Source organism: Nostoc sp. FACHB-280 (genome assembly GCF_014697615.1).
Lineage (GTDB): Bacteria > Cyanobacteriota > Cyanobacteriia > Cyanobacteriales > Nostocaceae > Nostoc_B.
Window position 1 is genome coordinate 1 of record NZ_JACJSD010000007.1, and the last position, 18,192, is coordinate 18,192.

The 18,192-nt window shown below is 40.8% G+C and carries 14 protein-coding genes; 7 read left to right on the top strand and 7 right to left on the bottom strand.

Translation table 11 applies throughout. The annotated features are described in order from the left end of the window. The first annotated feature begins 645 nt into the window (after window positions 1–645). From H6G75_RS06945 to H6G75_RS06955, 3 genes are all read left to right on the top strand, one after another. Complete coding sequence (locus H6G75_RS06945) at window positions 646–1,512, top strand: SDR family oxidoreductase (protein ID WP_190979219.1); 867 nt, start codon at window positions 646–648, stop codon at window positions 1,510–1,512. Between the two features lie 112 nt (window positions 1,513–1,624). Next, complete coding sequence (locus tag H6G75_RS06950; protein ID WP_242051469.1) at window positions 1,625–2,239, top strand: Crp/Fnr family transcriptional regulator; 615 nt, start codon at window positions 1,625–1,627, stop codon at window positions 2,237–2,239. Window positions 2,240–2,290: 51 nt separating this feature from the next. Beyond that, entirely contained in the window at window positions 2,291–3,184 is an 894-nt protein-coding gene (locus tag H6G75_RS06955) for an SDR family oxidoreductase (RefSeq protein WP_242051470.1), read from the top strand. 160 nt (window positions 3,185–3,344) lie between these two features. Here the strand turns inward: H6G75_RS06955 and H6G75_RS06960 are convergent, their stop codons facing one another. The 6 genes from H6G75_RS06960 to purD all read right to left on the bottom strand — a co-directional run bounded on the left by H6G75_RS06960 (window position 3,345) and on the right by purD (window position 10,893). Next, window positions 3,345–3,695, bottom strand: a complete 351-nt coding sequence (locus tag H6G75_RS06960) for a hypothetical protein (RefSeq protein WP_190979220.1) — start codon at window positions 3,693–3,695, stop codon at window positions 3,345–3,347. A gap of 48 nt (window positions 3,696–3,743) precedes the next feature. Beyond that, on the bottom strand, window positions 3,744–4,025 hold the full coding sequence (locus H6G75_RS06965) for a Precorrin-3B methylase (protein WP_190979221.1): 282 nt from the start codon (window positions 4,023–4,025) through the stop codon (window positions 3,744–3,746). A gap of 140 nt (window positions 4,026–4,165) precedes the next feature. Continuing rightward, a complete protein-coding gene (gene gntT / locus H6G75_RS06970; protein WP_242051471.1) occupies window positions 4,166–5,476 on the bottom strand; it encodes a guanitoxin biosynthesis MATE family efflux transporter GntT in 1,311 nt (436 codons plus the stop codon). A gap of 106 nt (window positions 5,477–5,582) precedes the next feature. Further along, window positions 5,583–6,950 carry an NAD(P)/FAD-dependent oxidoreductase gene (locus tag H6G75_RS06975; RefSeq protein ID WP_190979222.1) on the bottom strand — a complete coding sequence of 456 codons (1,368 nt, stop codon included), beginning with the start codon at window positions 6,948–6,950 and terminating at the stop codon, window positions 5,583–5,585. 636 nt (window positions 6,951–7,586) lie between these two features. Further along, on the bottom strand, window positions 7,587–9,479 hold the full coding sequence (nblS, locus tag H6G75_RS06980) for a two-component system sensor histidine kinase NblS (protein WP_190979223.1): 1,893 nt from the start codon (window positions 9,477–9,479) through the stop codon (window positions 7,587–7,589). Window positions 9,480–9,609: 130 nt separating this feature from the next. Beyond that, on the bottom strand, window positions 9,610–10,893 hold the full coding sequence (gene purD, locus H6G75_RS06985; protein ID WP_190979224.1) for a phosphoribosylamine--glycine ligase: 1,284 nt from the start codon (window positions 10,891–10,893) through the stop codon (window positions 9,610–9,612). Window positions 10,894–11,384: 491 nt separating this feature from the next. Between purD and H6G75_RS06990 the strand changes: the two genes are divergently transcribed. Continuing rightward, the gene (locus tag H6G75_RS06990) at window positions 11,385–12,332 is read left to right on the top strand and encodes an NAD-dependent epimerase/dehydratase family protein (RefSeq protein ID WP_190979225.1); all 948 of its coding nucleotides are present in this window, start codon (window positions 11,385–11,387) and stop codon (window positions 12,330–12,332) included. A gap of 121 nt (window positions 12,333–12,453) precedes the next feature. On the opposite strand, the gene H6G75_RS06995 is transcribed toward H6G75_RS06990, so the two are convergent. Further along, a complete protein-coding gene (locus tag H6G75_RS06995) occupies window positions 12,454–16,386 on the bottom strand; it encodes a DUF2157 domain-containing protein (RefSeq protein WP_190979226.1) in 3,933 nt (1,310 codons plus the stop codon). 370 nt (window positions 16,387–16,756) lie between these two features. Between H6G75_RS06995 and H6G75_RS07000 the strand changes: the two genes are divergently transcribed. The 3 genes from H6G75_RS07000 (at window position 16,757) to H6G75_RS07010 (ending at window position 18,072) form a co-directional block, all read left to right on the top strand. Further along, window positions 16,757–17,122, top strand: coding sequence for a hypothetical protein (locus H6G75_RS07000; RefSeq protein WP_190979227.1), 366 nt, complete (start codon window positions 16,757–16,759; stop codon window positions 17,120–17,122). A gap of 186 nt (window positions 17,123–17,308) precedes the next feature. Continuing rightward, window positions 17,309–17,683 (top strand): DUF433 domain-containing protein, encoded by a 375-nt coding sequence (locus tag H6G75_RS07005; protein ID WP_190979228.1) that lies wholly within the window; start codon window positions 17,309–17,311, stop codon window positions 17,681–17,683. Then, window positions 17,680–18,072, top strand: coding sequence for a DUF5615 family PIN-like protein (locus H6G75_RS07010; RefSeq protein ID WP_190979229.1), 393 nt, complete (start codon window positions 17,680–17,682; stop codon window positions 18,070–18,072). Before H6G75_RS07005 ends, H6G75_RS07010 begins: the two co-directional genes overlap by 4 nt. Window positions 18,073–18,192: the final 120 nt, after the last annotated feature.

Consider the following 18,192-nt stretch of genomic DNA (forward strand, 5'->3'; position numbering starts at 1 on the left):
GGCTCTTTACTGTTTCTGATAAAATCTTCTAGTAATTGCATCCACATCACTGCTAGTATATTTGAGTTTTAAATTTTACTTTTTGCTCTCTCAGTATTTTCTCATATATTATTTAGGATTGCTATAGCAATTTTAAATTACTGAGGAATAAGCTCCAAGATTGTCAGTTGAAACTGAATATAACTATCCTAAATCATTTACAAACATCTCTCCCTTGTCTCCCTTGTCTCCCTTGTCCCCCTTATCCCAAATACAACTGCTATCATTTCACCCTTCAGATTGAGTTAGCAGATAATCGCTTTCCACCTAGAGAGTGATTAATACTCATAACTTAATAGATACCTTAAAAACAGATAAAGAGACTTTAATGCTTTATCAATAAGTAGAGTTGTGTACTTTGTTTTCCGTGGTCAGAATAAGAGCGTTTTTAGGGTGTGGGGAGAATTAATGTCAGTAGATGAAATTTGGCTAATATCCGGGGTAAAAATGCAGCCATTTACTAGATGTAAGTGAAAGCAAAATCTATCAATAAACCTTGGCTTGAATTTTCGATCCAAGGTTTATTTATTCATTTTTAAGAAGGCTTTTAGTTCTGACTTTTATATGGGCGAATTTTGGCACAATATTAATTGTAAGGACAATGCGATGACAGTATCAACACAAAAAGAAACATTACAACCACCACAGCAGCAACAAGCACCGGGTAAAGAATCTGAGATGCAGCCGAGACCTAAAGCTGATGATGAACAGTATCGCGGTAGTGGTAAATTAAAAAATAAAGTCGCATTGATTACAGGTGGAGATAGTGGTATTGGTCGGGCTGTAGCGATCGCATTTGCTAAAGAAGGTGCAGATGTAGTGATTGTTTACCTCAGCGAACACGGGGATGCAAAAGAAACCAAAAGTTTGGTAGAAGAACAAGGAAGGCGGGCGCTAACGATAGCGGGTGATATTACCGATGAAGCTGTTTGCCAAAACGCGATTCAACAAACTTTAGGGGAGTTTGGTAAACTGGATATCCTAGTAAACAATGCGGCGGAACAACACCCCCAAAAAAGCATTGAAGATATTACCAAGGAACAACTAGAGCGGACTTTTCGCACTAATATTTTTTCGATGTTTTATTTAACCAAAGCAGCATTAAAACATTTGAAAAAAGGTAGTGCTATTATCAATACTACCTCCGTAACTGCTTATAAAGGCAGTCCCCAACTATTAGATTACTCTTCTACCAAAGGTGCGATCGTCGCTTTTACTCGTTCGTTATCCCAAAATTTGGTAGAAAAGGGAATTCGGGTTAATGCAGTAGCACCCGGCCCTATTTGGACACCATTAATTCCCTCAACTTTTCCTGAAGAAAAGGTTGAGACTTTTGGTAAACAAGTACCTATGCAAAGAGCCGGACAACCAGAAGAAGTCGCACCTAGTTATGTATTTTTAGCTTCTGATGACGCTTCTTACATATCTGGTCAAGTCATTCATGTAAATGGTGGAGAAGTTGTTAACGGTTAACTTCAGCCACCAAAATTGTCTGTAAAGATGGGGTATAGGGATTTTGCATACACCCTCATACCCTAATCCCCACGAGTATGAAGGAAGTAGTGAGATGTTGCATAGTAGAGTTATGACCTCACCTCTTCCTTTCGTTATGTTTCCACCTGCTTATCTTCAACTGAGTTATGTTTTACGCACCCTGGTTGAGATTCCAGAGAATGAACTTGCAAAATTAACCCAAGTCTTTCAACCATTCAGTTGCAAAACAGGAGAGTTTTTCATGCGTGCGGGGGAAGTTCCTCAGCAAATTGGATTTGTGGTTTCCGGGATATTTCGTCTTTATTATGTGAATGCAGCAGGGACTGAATTCACAAAGTCATTTTGTCCAGAAAATCATTTTGTAACTGCCTATAGTGCGCTGATTTTAAAACAACCTGCTCAATTTTTTATTGAAGCTTTAGAAGATTCATTATTATTAGTTGTAGATTATAATCAATACGTACAATTATGTACAGAAAATCCATGTTGGGAAGCTGTTAATCATAAGTTAGTTGAGGCGTTATTTATTAAAAAAGAGAGGCGGGAGGCGGAATTACTTATAGATGATGCCACAACAAGATATCAAAAGTTTTTGCAAGAGTATCCTAATTTAGAACATAGAGTTAAGCAATATCATATAGCCTCTTATCTGGGAATTTCGCCTGTCTCCCTCAGTCGGATTCGGAAAATTCTCCAGCCGAATTAACATAGGTTAATGACTTCGCCATGATTTGAGATTACATCTAAACAAGATGTTATGAAATGCGATCGCTCAAAACAGGCAATGGTGAAGACAAAACTACATCCTTTTATCCTCTACACAGGCTTTCTGGCATTTTTGGGCTTTGGAGTCATAAATCCCATTATGCCGACATTTGCGATCGCTCTTGCGGTTGCTGTTAAGCCATCAGTGCAGAAATCCTCTATGCCAACTCAAGGCAATACAGTGTTAATTACTGGAGGTTCATCAGGAATTGGCTTTGCATTGGCTAGAAAGTTTCTTCAAGCCCAAAATACAGTGATTATTACTGGACGTGATGCCAAAAAACTCGCTGAAGTCAAGAAAATCTTGCCGGAAATTATTACTGAAGTTGCTGATTTACAAGATTTTAATGCTTTACAACAGCTTGTTAATCGCTATCCCAATGTAAATATATTGATTAACAATGCCGGGATTCAATACAACTATGAATTTGCTAATCCAGAAATTTCAACTGATTTAATTGAGGAAGAATTACGCACCAATTTAATTGCACCATTGCAATTGATTAAACTGATGTTACCGCATTTGTTAACTAAGCCAAACGCTGCGATTGTGAATGTATCTTCTGGCTTGGGATTAGTACCGAAACAAACTGCGCCTGTTTATTGCGGTAGTAAAGCCGGATTACATATTGCCACTAAAGCCCTGCGCTGGCAACTGGAAACCACATCCATTAAAGTATTTGAAATTATTGCCCCTTTAGTTGATACACCAATGACTCAAGGTAGAGGTAAAGGGAAAATTTCACCGGAAGCATTGGCGGATGAATTCTGGCATAATTTTAGGTGCGATCGCTATGAAATGCGAATCGGTAAAACCAAACTGTTGTTTTTCCTTCAACGTTGGTTTCCCCAAGTCGCTGAGAAAATTCTCCGCCCTGGAATTTAGATGGATTGCTGCAAAGCTAATCAGTAAACGTTATAAACAAATCTCTAGCTTGAAAGTGCTGAGTAAAAATCCTATTTACACTTTCATACTTAGCTATGAAAAAAGTTTCTCCTTTGTCTACCTTGTCTCCTTTATCTACCTTGTCTATTTTACTCATATATCAATATGGATTTCTCAGCTTTTGTTGTAATCTGAGTGTATCTATTTCTTGTCTTTGTTGTAGCCTGAGTCTGTCTCTGTCTAACTGCTCAAATTTTTGTTGTCTAAGTTGATTTTCTAAGCGAAATTGTTCGATTTGATGATGTTGTTGCAATCTAAACTCATCTTGTCGCTGTCTAAATCTTTCCCACAATTCTTGAGAAGCTGACTGTCTTTTTACCTGTTTTCTTTTTAGCTCTAATGATTGTTGATTGATAGTTTGATGAGTATTAGCCTTTACAGGCGCGTTCATTCCTAAATTTGTTGTCAAAATAGCTAGGAGCAACCCTGATTTGATTGTTAAACTATTCATATATAAAACTAATATTTTATTTCTGAAATAAAAAGTACATTCAAAAAATCAAACCGACTTGCTATATTTTGCTTTGCGCCTCGATTTAGGTGGTGTTCTATGCGCCCCAAAGTATTTCTCACTCCGATAACGTAACCATACACGTAACACTTGCGGAACCTGCTCTTTTTCTTCCTTAGTTAATTTGTTGTAAAGAGCTAATGCTCGTTCACGTTCACCTCGACAAGCAGCATTGTTATGAGCATCCCAATAGCTACGTGCTACACGAATTCGCCGACAGACTTCTTTTATTAACGCTTCACCAACAAGTGGAGCTTCTTGTTTTGCCATTTGCAAGATACTGAGATTTTTTCTATGATTACTAATACCATTGTAGCGATTTTAACTGATACTAACAAATGACAACTCAATTTTTCATAACTGCCGAACTCAACATTATCATTGTCAGAAAATCACTGCATTATTTTATCCTATTGACTGAATGTTGTTGGTAAGTGCCGTGCTAAAGTTATTGTTCTTGCTGCCATAAATAAAGACATAGACAGCCATAGCAGATGACTATTACGAAAATACCAAGCTGTAATCGCTAAGGGGATAAAACCAATTGCTGTGGCTGTTAGCATTGCTTGGCGTAGAATATGACCTTGAGTTAATCCTAAAAAGTAACCGTCTAGTGCATAAGCAATTGAACCAAATCCTAAAACTGGTAATAACCAAGGAACATAAACCCGCAATTTATGAATAATTTCAACATGATTTGTCAGGAATCCTAAAAGTTGTTCGGGAGCCAAAATAAATATAGTGGCGAAGGTTAGTCCTATAATTAAACTACTAATCAAAGAAACCTTTAACAGTTGTTTCAAATAACTAGTATTACCGCTACCTTGATAAATCCCTGCCAAACTTTCAGTAGCAAATGCCAAACCATCAATGAAATATGCTGCCAAGCCAACGATTTGCATAAGTACGGTATTGGCTGCTAAAGTTTCAGTCCCTAAACTTGAACTTAAATTAGTAAACATTGCCATTGTTGATATCAAGGCAAAAGTCCGAATAATAATTTCTCCATTGAGCATTAAGGCTGTTTTTATAGCAGATATGTCAAAGATTTTTTTCTTGAAAGCTTGTATATTTTGCCATGAAAGTTCTTGATAACATAGCCCAATACCTACTGTAAACATGAGATATTGACTCATGGCTGTGGCTAAACCTGCGCCTCTACTTTCCCAACCATATTGCACAATAAATAGATAATCAAGTAATACATTACTAAAGTTACCGATAGCTGAAAGTAACAAAACTTTGCTACTCTTTGCTTGTCCTAAAAACCAACCAATCAAAACAAAGTTAATCAGCGTAGCTGGCGCACCCCAAACTAAAGCATTATAAAATTCCATACCAGATTTTTTGACTTCTGGCGCTGCACTTAAAATTGCAAAACCTAATATTTGTAAAGGTTGCTGCAAAATAATAATGGTAATCCCTAATAGTAAGGCTAAAATTCCATGCTGTAACCCAATCAAAACCACTGCTTGATTATCTTTACGTCCGATCGCCTGGGCAACCATTCCAGTTGTCCCCATACGTAAAAAACCAAATGTCCAGTAAATATAATTAAACAAAATGGTTGCTAATGCCACACCTGCTAAATGACGAATTTCTGTCAAATGTCCTAAAAACATGACATCTAATAGTCCAGCTAGGGGAACCATTAAGTTAGAAATCACATTTACAGATGCAAGTTGGAAAAAACGGCGAATGAATGTTGAAGGTTGATGCAAAATAAATCAGATGAATAAATTTAGAGACTGCTAATATATATAATGTCGCAATAAATTTAGGATTTACACAGAGAGATTCAATCAAACAAACTACCTAATCAATGAATTAAGCATTTAGCGGCTGTCTATTGTTAGCTGGATTGTAATGATTTCTGTGACTGCTATCTTCAAATTTAGCGAATGCTAAAGCTTCTTTTTCGGTAATTAATCTGGCGCTACGTCTGCGAGTGAGGTAATTCCATCCCCACTGAATCATGACTAAGACTTTACTGTCAAACTCAATCAAGAAGTAGATGTGAATTAATAGCCAGAATACCCATGCAGAGAAGCCTTTTAATTTAATCAACCCTATGTCTACAACGGCTGAATTTTTGCCAATCATGGCTAGGTTGCCATAATCAGTATATTTAAATTGTTGCAGAGTTTTGCCGCGCAGACGTTTTTGAATCAATGCGGCGACATATTCGCCTTCTTGTTTGGCGACGGGTGCGACTCCAGGGAGGGGTTGACCATTTTGGTGGGAGAAATTGGCTAAGTCTCCAACAACGAAAATATTCTTGTATCCTTTAATGCTTAAGTCTGGTTCAACAATCACTCGTCCACTGCGATCGCATTCTACACCAGTTTTTTCGGCTAATACTTTACCCATTGGTGAACCTTGCACGCCTGCTGCCCATAATACAGTTTTAGCGGCAATTTCTTTGAATTCATCACCTTGCTTCAGGGTAATGATATCGTTTTCAATGTTTGTGACTCTGGTTTTTTTCTGAACAACTACACCCAGTCTTGTTAACGATGCTTCCGCTTCTTGGGATAACTCTGGTGCAAGGGCGGGAAGGATGCGATCGCCACCTTGTAGTAGTAAAATTCTAGTCTCTGAGGTGTTAATGTTGCGGAAGTCTTCTTGTAGGGTTTTATATGCTAATTCTGCGATCGCACCTGCTAATTCTACCCCGGTAGGGCCTGCACCCACAATCACGAAAGTCAATAAAGCACGACGTTTTTCAGGATCAGTTTCATGTTCTGCGGCTTCAAAGGCTTTAAATATCCGGCGACGCATTTCTATCGCATCTTCCACGGTTTTCAAACTAGGTGCAACTTCTCTCCAGTCATCTTTACCAAAGTAAGAATGCTTTGCACCAGTAGCAACAATTAATGTGTCATATTTAATTGTTCTTTCACTGAGAATCACTTCTTGGGTTGCGGGATTAATATCATTTACCTCTCCCATCACCACTTTCGTATTTTTACTTTTGCTGAGGATGGAACGTAATGGTGCAGAAATGTCAGCAGGTGACAGCGCACCTGTCGCAACTTGATATAAAAGTGGCTGAAATAAATGGAAATTTCGTTTATCGATCAGAGTAACATTTACATTAGCTTTGGCAAGTGCCTTTGCTGCATATAGTCCACCAAAGCCACCACCAACTATGACAACCTGATGTGGTTGATGATTCTCAAGTGAAGCTTGCATAATTAATATTCCCTTGGGTTAAGAGCTTTGTAATCATTCTTAACTAATGTGTAACAAATTCCTGAGATTTATGACAGTTTATGTTGAACAGTTAGAAAAATAATTGAATTGACTAAAGTTACGAATCATCATAATTAAGATGCTCAAGTTTGAATTAATCATCTTTAACTGCCTGATTTTGTCGGCATTATCTAAAATCACACGCTAAGTATAATTAATTAATTGGTGATGATTATCAGAGAAATAAATTTGTTTTTATTGAGAATGAGTCACTAAATAAATGAATCGATAATTAGTGAGTGAATGCTATTACAAATATTAAGAATCAAATATTGAGTAAACTTACTTATATTCTCACGCAGAGACGCGGAGGTGCAGAGTAGTATTGTGTCTGGGAAAAGACTTATGATTAAGACCGCAGGGGCAGCAGCACCTCGACTTCGCTCGGCGACAGGGAGCAGAGGAAGCAGGGGAGAGGGTTTTGTTGTCTGCACAGATTGACTGAATCATAACTGATTACCCGAACTTGATGTTAATGATTAAGTCTTTTGCCGGACACGATATGAATCTTGAATTCTATTTTGATAAACTGCGAAACAACATTTAGAAATCATTTCTAAATGTTGTTATCAACGTCTAGTCACATAAAGTTAAATCAAACCAGAAAGTTGTCCCTACACCAATTTCGCTAACCAAGTTAACTTTACTACCATGTCTTTCTACAATATTTCTGACAATGGATAAACCCAAACCAGTACCTTCTAAGGTGTGGACTCGGTTTTCGACGCGGAAGAAGCGGTCAAAAATGGCTTGTTGGTCTTCCGGTGCGATCCCAATTCCAGTATCAGACACTTCCACGCGCACACGGGGAGATTGATTTTGGGACTGGGGTTTGGGATCTAATTGGTAGGCGCGGAGAGCGACTTGACCGCCGGCTTTGGTAAATTTCAGAGCATTGCCGACTAAATTGGCTAAGACTTGGAGTAATAAATCATAGTTACCCATGACTAGCGGTAAACTAGGGGCAACTTCTTGAATGAGTTCAATCCCTTTATCTTTGGCGTTGAGTTGATAAGTTCGCAAAGTTTGTTCAATGGCTTGAGCGAGGTCTACACCATCAAAGTTATAACTACGACCAGATTCTAACTTAGATAAGTCTAAAACATCGTTAACTAAACGAGTCAGGCGATCGGTTTCATGGTTAACGGTTTTGAGAAAATCTTGACGCTGTTCTATACTCAAGTCTTCGCCGTAGTCGTGCAGAGTTTCAATAAAAGATTTGATATTGAATAACGGTGTCCGCAGTTCATGAGACACGTTGCTGATAAATTGGCTTTTGGCTTCGTTGAGTTCTACTTCCCGTGTAATATCTTGTACAGTAATCGCAATTCCTTTAATACTTTCTCGTTGTAAATTCAGCACCGTGGTTAATAAAATCCGAATGGTGCGCTTAGTTGGTTGATTCAGATGAATGCGAAACTCAGCACTATCGCATTCACCCGCAGCCATTTCGTACAAGGGACGGGTGATTTCCATCTGAATGGCGGAGGGTAATTGATGCAAGACATTACTACCGACGACATCATTACCTTCCCAGGCAAAAATCCTTCTGGCTGTGGGGTTGACTAAAATCACCTGCATGTTGTTGTCAATCAACACAGCACCATCGGCAATGGTGGAAACCAAAGTTTCGAGTTTGGCTTTTTCGGCGGTTAATTCTTCAATATTTTGTTCTTCATAGCGTTCTAGACGCTCTGCCATATCATTAAAACTGAGAATTAACTCTCCAAGTTCGCCGCCTAGAGGTAAATCGATGCGCTGCTTAAAATTCCCGGTGGCGATTTGTTTGACCCCGACTAGCAGTTCTTTAATCGGCTTGGTGATGGTTAAAGCATTAATTACCCCTGCCAAAATCACCATTACCCAAATTGTGATAAATACGGCGATGGTAACATCACGGGTGAAATTAGTAGAAATTACGGCTGTTTGGTTGGGGTTAATCCCAATCGCCAAGACACCCAAGTATTTTTTATCAACAATAAGGGGGACAAATACATCAGTGACAATGCCATCGGGGGTGTTATGTTGCCGCACCATTGGCTTATCGTCATTACCAGGGTAATCTTCTGGTAATTGTATCCGCCGCTCAATTGTCAATAAAGAGTTTTCCACTTCGGGTTCCCAAAAGGGAATCCCGAAAAAGATTTTGCCGCCTTCGTCAGCGTAAAGCATATACCTCACACTGGAAGTACTGCTGTAGAATCTTTGGGAAAATTGGGCAATCTCAGTGAGATTATTTTCTGCAATGAGGGGAGTAACGTTAGCAGCAAGCAGCAGTCCCAAGTCGCGGCCGAATCGGGTGTCATTCAAACGCGCATCTTGCTGAATTGTGTTTACAGCCCAAAAGGTCAGACCACTCATCACCAAAGAAACCACCAAAGTGGCAACAGCTAACAGCTTAGTTTGGAGGGTGAAATCTGACCACCAATTGGCGATCGCTTCTCGGATTGTTTTTAACAGAGCTAACATTTTCAATCAAGTTGTTAGTAGTTTTTGTAATAAACCCCAACAACTAAAAAATTAACAGTTAATTTGCCCAATGGGGTAGGGGTTAGAGGCTAGAGTTTAGGGGCTAGAGGCTAGGGGAAAAGTTTTTTACTCAGCACTCATTACTCAACACTCTATAACCAATGTCTCTCCTATAATATATTCCTTCAAACTGGATAGATTTCAGCCCTGTGTAGGCTTGGGCGATCGCTTGTTGAAAGTTTTCCCCTGTGCCTGTCACATTTAATACTCTTCCGCCATCAGTTACTACTTGCTGCTGGTCGTTCAATTTTGTCCCGGCATGAAATACAGTGACTGTGGCTGTTTCGGCTGCGTCAATGCCTGTAATGACTTTGCCTTTTTGATAATCCCCTGGATAACCGCCAGAAGCCGCCACAACGGTCGCTGCTGCGCCACTGTGCCAAGTAATGGGGACTTCGCCTAAACGCTGTTCGACACAAGCCAGAATTAAATCTAATAAGGGTGTGGCTAACAATGGCAAAATTACCTGAGTTTCGGGATCACCAAAGCGACAGTTAAATTCCAACACCTTAAAGTCGCCTTCGGGGGTAATCATTAACCCGGCGTAAAGTACACCCCTGTAGTCTATGCCTTTGCTGCGGAGAGTGGCGATCGCTTTTTCTAACACATCTGTTTGCACCCTAGCCATTAATTCTGGTGTGGCAATGGGCGCTGGGCAGTATGCACCCATCCCGCCAGTATTTTCACCTGTATCACCTTCACCGACTCGCTTATGGTCTTGTGCTGGCAGTAGGGGGCGAATTGTTAACCCATCGGTCAAAGCTAACACTGATACTTCTTGCCCAAATAAACACTCTTCAATCACAACAAACTCACCAGCACTGCCAAACTGCCCTTGAAAAATCGCATCAATGGCACTCTCAGCTTGTTCTATCGTTGTAGCAACTATTACGCCTTTCCCTGCCGCCAAGCCATCAGCTTTCACCACTATCGGCGCACCTTGAGCTTTCACATAAGATTTAGCTGCTGCCGCTTCCGTAAATACCGCAGCCTTAGCTGTAGGAATCCCAGCTTCTTGCATTAGTGCTTTTGCCCAAGCTTTACTGGCTTCAATTTGCGCCCCCGCTCTAACAGGGCCAAATACCATGAGTCCCTGAGCTTGCAGGTAGTCTGTAATTCCCTTCGCCAGTGGAACTTCTGGCCCGACGACTACCAAAGAGATATGATTTGCTAGGGCATATTGGCTGATTCCCGCAAAATCATCCACAGCCAAGGGTAAATTCTGACAACCTGCCAGATTAGCTGTACCGCCATTCCCTGGCACACAAACGACTTGCTCAACTTGCGGGGATTGCAATAATTTCCATGCTAGAGCGTGTTCACGCCCGCCGTTACCTACAACTAAAACTTTCACGGATTTCCTCTTGCGTGCCTTGTGACACGAGAAAAGTCTAGTACAAAAAGGCTGAAGTATGAAGTCTAAAGTATGAAATGAAGAAACCCTTATAGTGAGCTTTGCAGCAATTTATAATGGGTGCTTTATTTTCGCCGACTTGTACTAGGGAGTCAAAAGTCAATTTTTAACTCTTGTACCATTGACAGTGGCGGCCAGATTACCGCCATGCTGTACTAGAAATACTCGCGGATCAATTTTTCACTAATTTAGGTACTGATGCAAGTCCCCAACCTTGTATATTGACTTTTAACTTCCGCGTAGCGGTACTAGCTCCTAGGTTGAAAATTAAATTTTTATCAGAAAATCTCAATAAGTATACGTAAGTAATTCTGCGATGTTTAGATGATTAATTTAAACATTACTGCTAAATGATGACGTTTATACAAGATAAGTATTAACCTGTGAATATTGCGATCAGGGAAATATCAAAAAACGGGTCAAGAGAGAACATGGCTAAAATTATTGTGACGGGGGCAGCAGGTTTTATTGGTTCTCATATTGCAGAGGTACTGCTACAACAAGGAGCAGAAGTAATTGGGATTGATGAATTTAATGATTACTACGATCCAATATTAAAACGTAAGAACATTGCTCTTTTAAACTGCTGGTCTAACTTTAAATTAATTGAAGGAAATATTCAGTTTTTAGATTGGCAAAATTTACTCCAAGATGTAGAAATTATTTATCATCAAGCAGCTCAAGCTGGAGTTAGGGCGAGTTGGGGTGATGGTTTCCGTGCTTACACTGAACGGAATATCAATTCTACACAAGTTTTATTAGAAGCAGCTAAAGATGCAAAACATCTGAAAAGATTAGTATTTGCTTCTACATCTAGTGTCTACGGTGATGCGGAAACTTTACCCACCCACGAAAGTATTTGTCCTCATCCAGTTTCACCTTATGGCATTACCAAGTTAGCCGCCGAAAGGTTGTGTGGGCTTTATCAGAAGAACTTTAATGTGCCGATTGTGGCATTGCGCTATTTTACAGTTTATGGGCCGAGACAACGCCCAGATATGGCATTTCATAAGTTTTTCAAGGCTATTTTACAGGATGAAGCTATTCCGATTTATGGGGATGGACAGCAAACACGGGATTTTACATTTGTGAGTGATGTTGTCGCGGCAAATTTGGCGGCGGCGAGTGCAGCAGAAGCTGTGGGTAAAATTTTTAACATTGGCGGTGGTAGCCGAGTTGTGTTAACTGAAGTGTTAGACACAATGGCAGAAATTGTTGGTCAACCAATTAAGAAAAACTACATTGAAAAAGCAATGGGAGATGCACGACACACGGCTGCGGATATATCCCAAGCGCAGAAAATTTTGGGGTATCAGCCACAAGTTTCGCTGCGGGAGGGATTAACACAAGAATGGCAGTGGGTGAAGGGATTATATTAAATGAGCAAGATTTGGATGTAGTGCGATCGCAAATTTTGGAGAACCCTAGAAATACCCACATAATATTGCACCTGAAGATTAAAATCGCGGCCAGGTGCAAATTATCGTGTATGGCGGAAAACTACTCCCATTCATCCAATTCATGACTGCGGTTGCGAAGTAGGCTATTAAGTTGGGTGCGGTGAGTTTCAAAGTTAGCGGCGATATAAATTAGTAAGATGCCAACTAACAAACCAATAATCCATTTTAAAAATGGGTAACGTAAGCTGAAGATTACTAATTGGTAAATACCAGTAACTAAGAAAGTACCTGTACCAACATATAAAAAAGCCCGAATACGCAAAGTTAATCCGGCAAAAATAGCGATGAGGCTGAAAATTCCGGGAATGATGACTGTATCTTGATGAAATACCACAGCCCATCCACAAATTAAACTGATACCTACCAGCCTGACAATGTGCCGCGATGATTTTGATTCTGGCTGTTTTAGCTGTGGATCAACTTGGGCAATGTATAACAGTGAAAGTCCAGTGGCGGTAAAATACCACAAGGGGTCAGTAATATTTAATTGGGATAACCATTTCCAGGCTGCCCAATCAATTAAGGCGATACTAATATATGTGAGGCGGATATTTTCACTCACCTTGGCTAAGATGATGTAAAATCCAGCCGCGATGACAAGAGTAATGGGGTAAATTTGCAGTTTGGTTTCCCACAAAATCATTAATGGCAAAATGTAGGCGGCGAGTTGCCAAGGTCTTTTTGACCAACCCCAATTTTCCCAGGGTAAGCTGTATAAGAAGTAGGCTATCACACAAGCGATCGCACCATTCCAAGGTACTAACGGCCCGGCTAACCACTGTCCGACGGCGGTTTCTCGCCAATAAACCCGCATTCCCAATACTTCTAATAAGCCAAGATACACCCACATTTCTTCTGTGGTGATTCTGCCAAAAACCCTTGGTGTATTACTAGTCCCTCTTCCTTGAAAGATGGCATACATAATTAATAATCCCCCTGTACCCAACCCAACAAGGCGGTTAGCTTGAATTGGCAAGGCAATGGCCAGGGTTAATAATACACTACTCCAAGCCCAGTGCAGATGAGCAATACCTTTGATTTCTAGCAAACTGAGGCGTAAATATCGGCTCAACCACGGTGCTAATCGGTTGTAAACTAGCATGATGCTTGTCCCTAAAGTGGACATAGCAATTAAGCCATCACCCAATGCACCGCCTTTAGCTTGGGACATTTGATAAAACAATAGTTCATAAAATGAAATTGATACGCCAATAATGCCGCAGTACAGTAGCGGTTTAAAGTTTGGTTGTCGTCTACCGATACCGATGATGATTAACGCTACACCCAAACTAGATAAACCAGTCCACTCAGTAAAAACGTTTAACCGCAGAACAACACTCAATGCACCATAAACTAAGGGCAGAATATGTAAACTGCTGGGAAGTACGGCGGGATGATATCGTCTTTTCCACCATTCGCCTAAAAGTTGGGTGAATAAACCTAAAGCAATATTAGCGATCGCAATTCTGATTGTAGAACGTTCCCCAAAGCTCAACACTTCGGCGATGAATAATTCTACACACCAACCAATACCGTAAAATGCCCAATCTGTGGGTTCACGCCAGCTACGGTAAACAATGGCGAGTAAAGTAATGGCACTGGCAACTAAATACCAAACTCCGGGAATGACGACGGCATCATAAACTAAGTATGAGTGGATTGTCAGGGTTGAGAGTACAGTACAACATAAAGCGATCGCCCATTTATCACTAGCATCTGCATATATATCTGCTAATTCATGGTTGCGTTGTTGTAATAATTTCCGCATTAACCATAAACTAAAAGTGGCGATCGCACCTACAACTAACCAACCTGCAATAGCTAGGCGGGGTAATCCTGGTATTCCTTCCCACAGCAACGCCGCTACAAAACTCAGTCCTAAACCAATGGTAAAAGCGGCAGATCCTTCATTTCGTAAATAGCGGGTATTGAGATACATTACACCCGTACCCACCGCCAAACTCATAAATCTAGTTTCTGGTACAAGAATAGTTAAAAACTGCACTGCAAACACAGCCAAACTACTCAAAAAAGCCCTGATGGTGCGGGGTTTGCCTGTGGTACGACTCGCTAAAAAAGTCAAACATAAGGGTGTAATTAACCAAATCACGCCCCAATATTGTTTGTTAACAGTGGCATCAAAAAATAAACTAAAACTGACAATGGATAATACTAACCCGAAATACCATGCACTACTTTGCCAGCTACCATTGCCAAGACTAAATCCCCATTCTGCTACCATCACAACTGAGATCACCGTTGCCCAGAGATAATGGGGGAGATTGGGGAAAAACCAGTCTATGACTGAGAAAAGTGCCAGTAAGCCGATGAAGTGAGTCAGGTAAATTAACGGCGTGGAAGATGGCGAACGGCGTTTAGTAACAACAACCAAAGTAATGGTAGAAAAAACCAAATTAAGCGATCGCAAGGTAGGATTAATTGTGGACAAGACAGTTAAAAAACTGCCAAACATTACGGCTATCGCTTCACCAAAATCTGCCAAATCTCGTTTCTCGGTATGACGCAGGCGATCGCAAAACCATACCATAAATATTAAATAAGGAAATAATGCCACACTCAGCAACGCCCAAGGTTCATTTTGTGCCTGGGTGAGATTTGCCACAGTGGCAATTATCGATTGTCGCGTTCCCTGCGGTACAACTCGCCAACCCTGCCAAATCGACTGTAAGCCAACCAAAAACAGCACCGCTAAATCAAGCTTGAGGCTATATCTCTGCAAACGCTGACTCACATACCACAAAGCCAAACCACTCACCGCCAAAGCTTGTCCCGGATAATCTGCTACCGCCACAGCCCAACCGAGGAAGAGTAAAAGGCTACCTAAGATTTCCCAAGGGAATGAGGGAGAGGGGGGTGAGGGGGGTGACAAGGGAGAGGGGGTAGACAAGGGAGAAAGATAGCTACCTTGTCCACCTTGTCCACCTTGTCCACCTTGTCCCCCTTGCACCCCTATACCCTTGTACCCCTGCACCCTTCCCTGCTGTACTAACCAAGTAATCAACCAACCACAAATCCCAATGGCTAACCCTAGTTGGGTGACATTTACACCAGCAACAAAAGTTGCCCGTGACAACAGTACAATTAACGAGTAAACAATGACGGTGGCAAATAAATTGAGTTGGTTTTCATTGGTATTACGTCGCTGACGACGAATGTCATAGATAGTTAGTAGCGTTGTGCCTATCATCGCTGCATACACAGCAATTAAAGGAAAGACTGCGATTTTCCAACCCCAATGTAAATAACTCAGCGCCAGGATATTAATTAGTGGTAACTTTCTCGTGGGGGAGTTGGGAAAAACTGTACGATTACGGCATAGTAAAACTGTAATATAAGTCAGGGTAGGAGCAGCGATCGCAACTGTCAACCAGTTAAGCGGATTGTGCCATAATCCAAAACTGTCCATTGCCCAAAAATTCACAGGCACTAAAAATAACGTGACAATTAATAGCGTCTGAGTAGTTAATCTCAGGTTTGCTTGTCTCCCAGTCCAAAAGCTGAAACCCCAAAAAGTTAAAGTATAAGCAAATAACACCCCATACTGTCCAGATGCGGGAAATCTTTCCCATTGACTTGCAGCCAATACCCCAGAGGACAGCACTACTAAAAATACACCTAAAAATAGTAGCCAGCGTACACTCAGTTCTTCCCCCAAAGATTGCAACATCCTCGTGACAAAGTTGGGTTGAGAAGGTTGTTTTGGCGGTGCTGGCGAATAAGCAATTAATGGCTTGGCTGGCTGTTTGAGAGTTGCACCCGCTACCACTGCTTCCGGTTCGACTTGCGGCTGTAGCACCACCGTACAACTGAGGTATTCTTTACACAATTGCCTAACTTGGGCATCAGATATCAAACCTAAGCGCAGCCACAAATCCAATCCCTCTAATAATTGCGGATGGGATGATGGTAGGGTGATGTGAATTTTTAACGGACGCTCTGGAGAAGATGACATAAGCAGCAGCCGTGTAGGTATATACTTAAGTCTTGATTAGGGTAAAGTATATCTTGACTCAACTTGTGCCAGTTCCGGGAGCGATCGCTAGAATGTTTTAAGATAAGTGCGATCAACCTCTCCTCAACGCGGAGTTCCGTTGTAGATACAAAGTCAAAATTTTTATGCTGCAAAAATATTTCGCCTATAACTAAAGTTCTAGGCTAATTAACCAAACGCAAACTTCAGATTGATTCATTTCATAACTATGGTGTAAAGTCTTGATGTAGATATAGTTAAATCGATACTTCACTGTATGAAGTGCAATCTTTTGAAAACAGGCAAATATATTTCTCTTTCTCTTTTTGCCTCAACTTCAATGATTTGTGCGATGCCAAATAGAACTCTTGCACTATGTGTTGCACCTAGAGACCTCAATGGAATTTGGAGGGCAAATGATGGGGGTACCTACTATGTTAGGCAAATTGGCAATGACGTTTGGTGGGTTGGTATGAGCAGTGATAATGGAAAAACCTGGACAAACGTATTCAAGGGAGTCAAAAAAGGAAACACTGTCACTGGGCAATGGGCTGATGTCCCTAGAGGTAGAATCAAATCTGGGGGAATTCTCAATTTGACTGTTAAAGTGACTAATCAGAGTGTCTCCGAATTTACCAGAAGTGCTGTTAGCGGTGGATTTGGTGGTTCAAGATGGTTACCAACCTGTGATGATACCATACTCAATCCTGTTCCATAGAGATTCACTACCCATCGGCAGAGATGTATCATTAACCAATTGACTATTTATAGCATCACAAGTGAAGTGAAGCGATCGCACCCCTCAAACTTCCAAATCTCAATCAAAACCCAATAGCGATCGCCTGTGTCTGCTGGAAAGTTACATTGGCGATATGATGAAATTAGCTTCTGATGAGAAATCTTTATGGTAGCAGCATCCAAGCAAGAACCAAAAATCATTCGCACAGAGCGTGGATTGACGATCGCAGGTACACGCATTACACTTTACGACGTGATGGATTATCTAAAAGCTCAGTATCCACCAAAACTGATTCGTGAGAAGCTTGGTCTCAATGATGAGCAGATTAATTCAGCGTTAGCATACATTGAAACTCATCAGACAGAAGTTGAGGCAGAATACCAGGAATGTCTGCAAACAGCAGTGGAAATTCGGCAATATTGGGAAGAGCGAAATCGAGAACACTTTGCAAAAATCTCTGCAATGCCTCCTAAATCAGATCAAGAAGCCCTACGTGCAAAACTACAAGCCTGGAAAGCTCGCATTGAAGCGCAGTCATGAACTTTCTGATTGACTACAACTTGACGGGCGATGCTGTTTTATTCTGGGGAACACTCTCTGCGGAAGGATGGCTGGATTTGTTACCTATCCGCTTCTGCACATTTCAGGAAGTTGGTTTACCGATGAATAGTAGCGACCGAGTTGTTTGGCAATTTGCTCAAACCAACCAGATGATTTTGATTACAGCGAATCGAAATATGAAGGGTGATGATTCTCTAGAACAGACAATACGTGAGGAAAATCAACCAACTTCCCTACCAATTTTGACAATCGGAAACCCGGATAGACTTGATGAAAGTAACTATCGGCAAAAATGTGCAACTCGCTTGATTGAGATTGTATTTGATCTAGAAAACTATCTGGGAGTTGGTCGAGTTTTCATTCCTTAAAGTTGAGTCATAAGATTTTTGTATAAAATACTGCTGCGATCGCCTGCTTAACCTCACCCTTCAACCTTTCATCACTTTTCGCACATAGAACTCATCGTGGTTGCGGAAAAATCAGGATTC

Coding starts and splice junctions, on each gene's coding strand:
- H6G75_RS06990 (WP_190979225.1), top strand. CDS start 11,385: ATGGCTAAAATTATTGTGACGGGGGCAGCAGGTTTTATTGGTTCTCAT.
- H6G75_RS06960 (WP_190979220.1), bottom strand. CDS start 3,695: ATGAATAGTTTAACAATCAAATCAGGGTTGCTCCTAGCTATTTTGACA.
- H6G75_RS07000 (WP_190979227.1), top strand. CDS start 16,757: ATGCCAAATAGAACTCTTGCACTATGTGTTGCACCTAGAGACCTCAAT.
- H6G75_RS06945 (WP_190979219.1), top strand. CDS start 646: ATGACAGTATCAACACAAAAAGAAACATTACAACCACCACAGCAGCAA.
- H6G75_RS07005 (WP_190979228.1), top strand. CDS start 17,309: ATGGTAGCAGCATCCAAGCAAGAACCAAAAATCATTCGCACAGAGCGT.
- H6G75_RS06955 (WP_242051470.1), top strand. CDS start 2,291: ATGAAATGCGATCGCTCAAAACAGGCAATGGTGAAGACAAAACTACAT.
- H6G75_RS06950 (WP_242051469.1), top strand. CDS start 1,625: ATGACCTCACCTCTTCCTTTCGTTATGTTTCCACCTGCTTATCTTCAA.
- H6G75_RS06975 (WP_190979222.1), bottom strand. CDS start 6,950: ATGCAAGCTTCACTTGAGAATCATCAACCACATCAGGTTGTCATAGTT.
- H6G75_RS06965 (WP_190979221.1), bottom strand. CDS start 4,025: ATGGCAAAACAAGAAGCTCCACTTGTTGGTGAAGCGTTAATAAAAGAA.
- H6G75_RS07010 (WP_190979229.1), top strand. CDS start 17,680: ATGAACTTTCTGATTGACTACAACTTGACGGGCGATGCTGTTTTATTC.
- nblS (WP_190979223.1), bottom strand. CDS start 9,479: ATGTTAGCTCTGTTAAAAACAATCCGAGAAGCGATCGCCAATTGGTGG.
- H6G75_RS06995 (WP_190979226.1), bottom strand. CDS start 16,386: ATGTCATCTTCTCCAGAGCGTCCGTTAAAAATTCACATCACCCTACCA.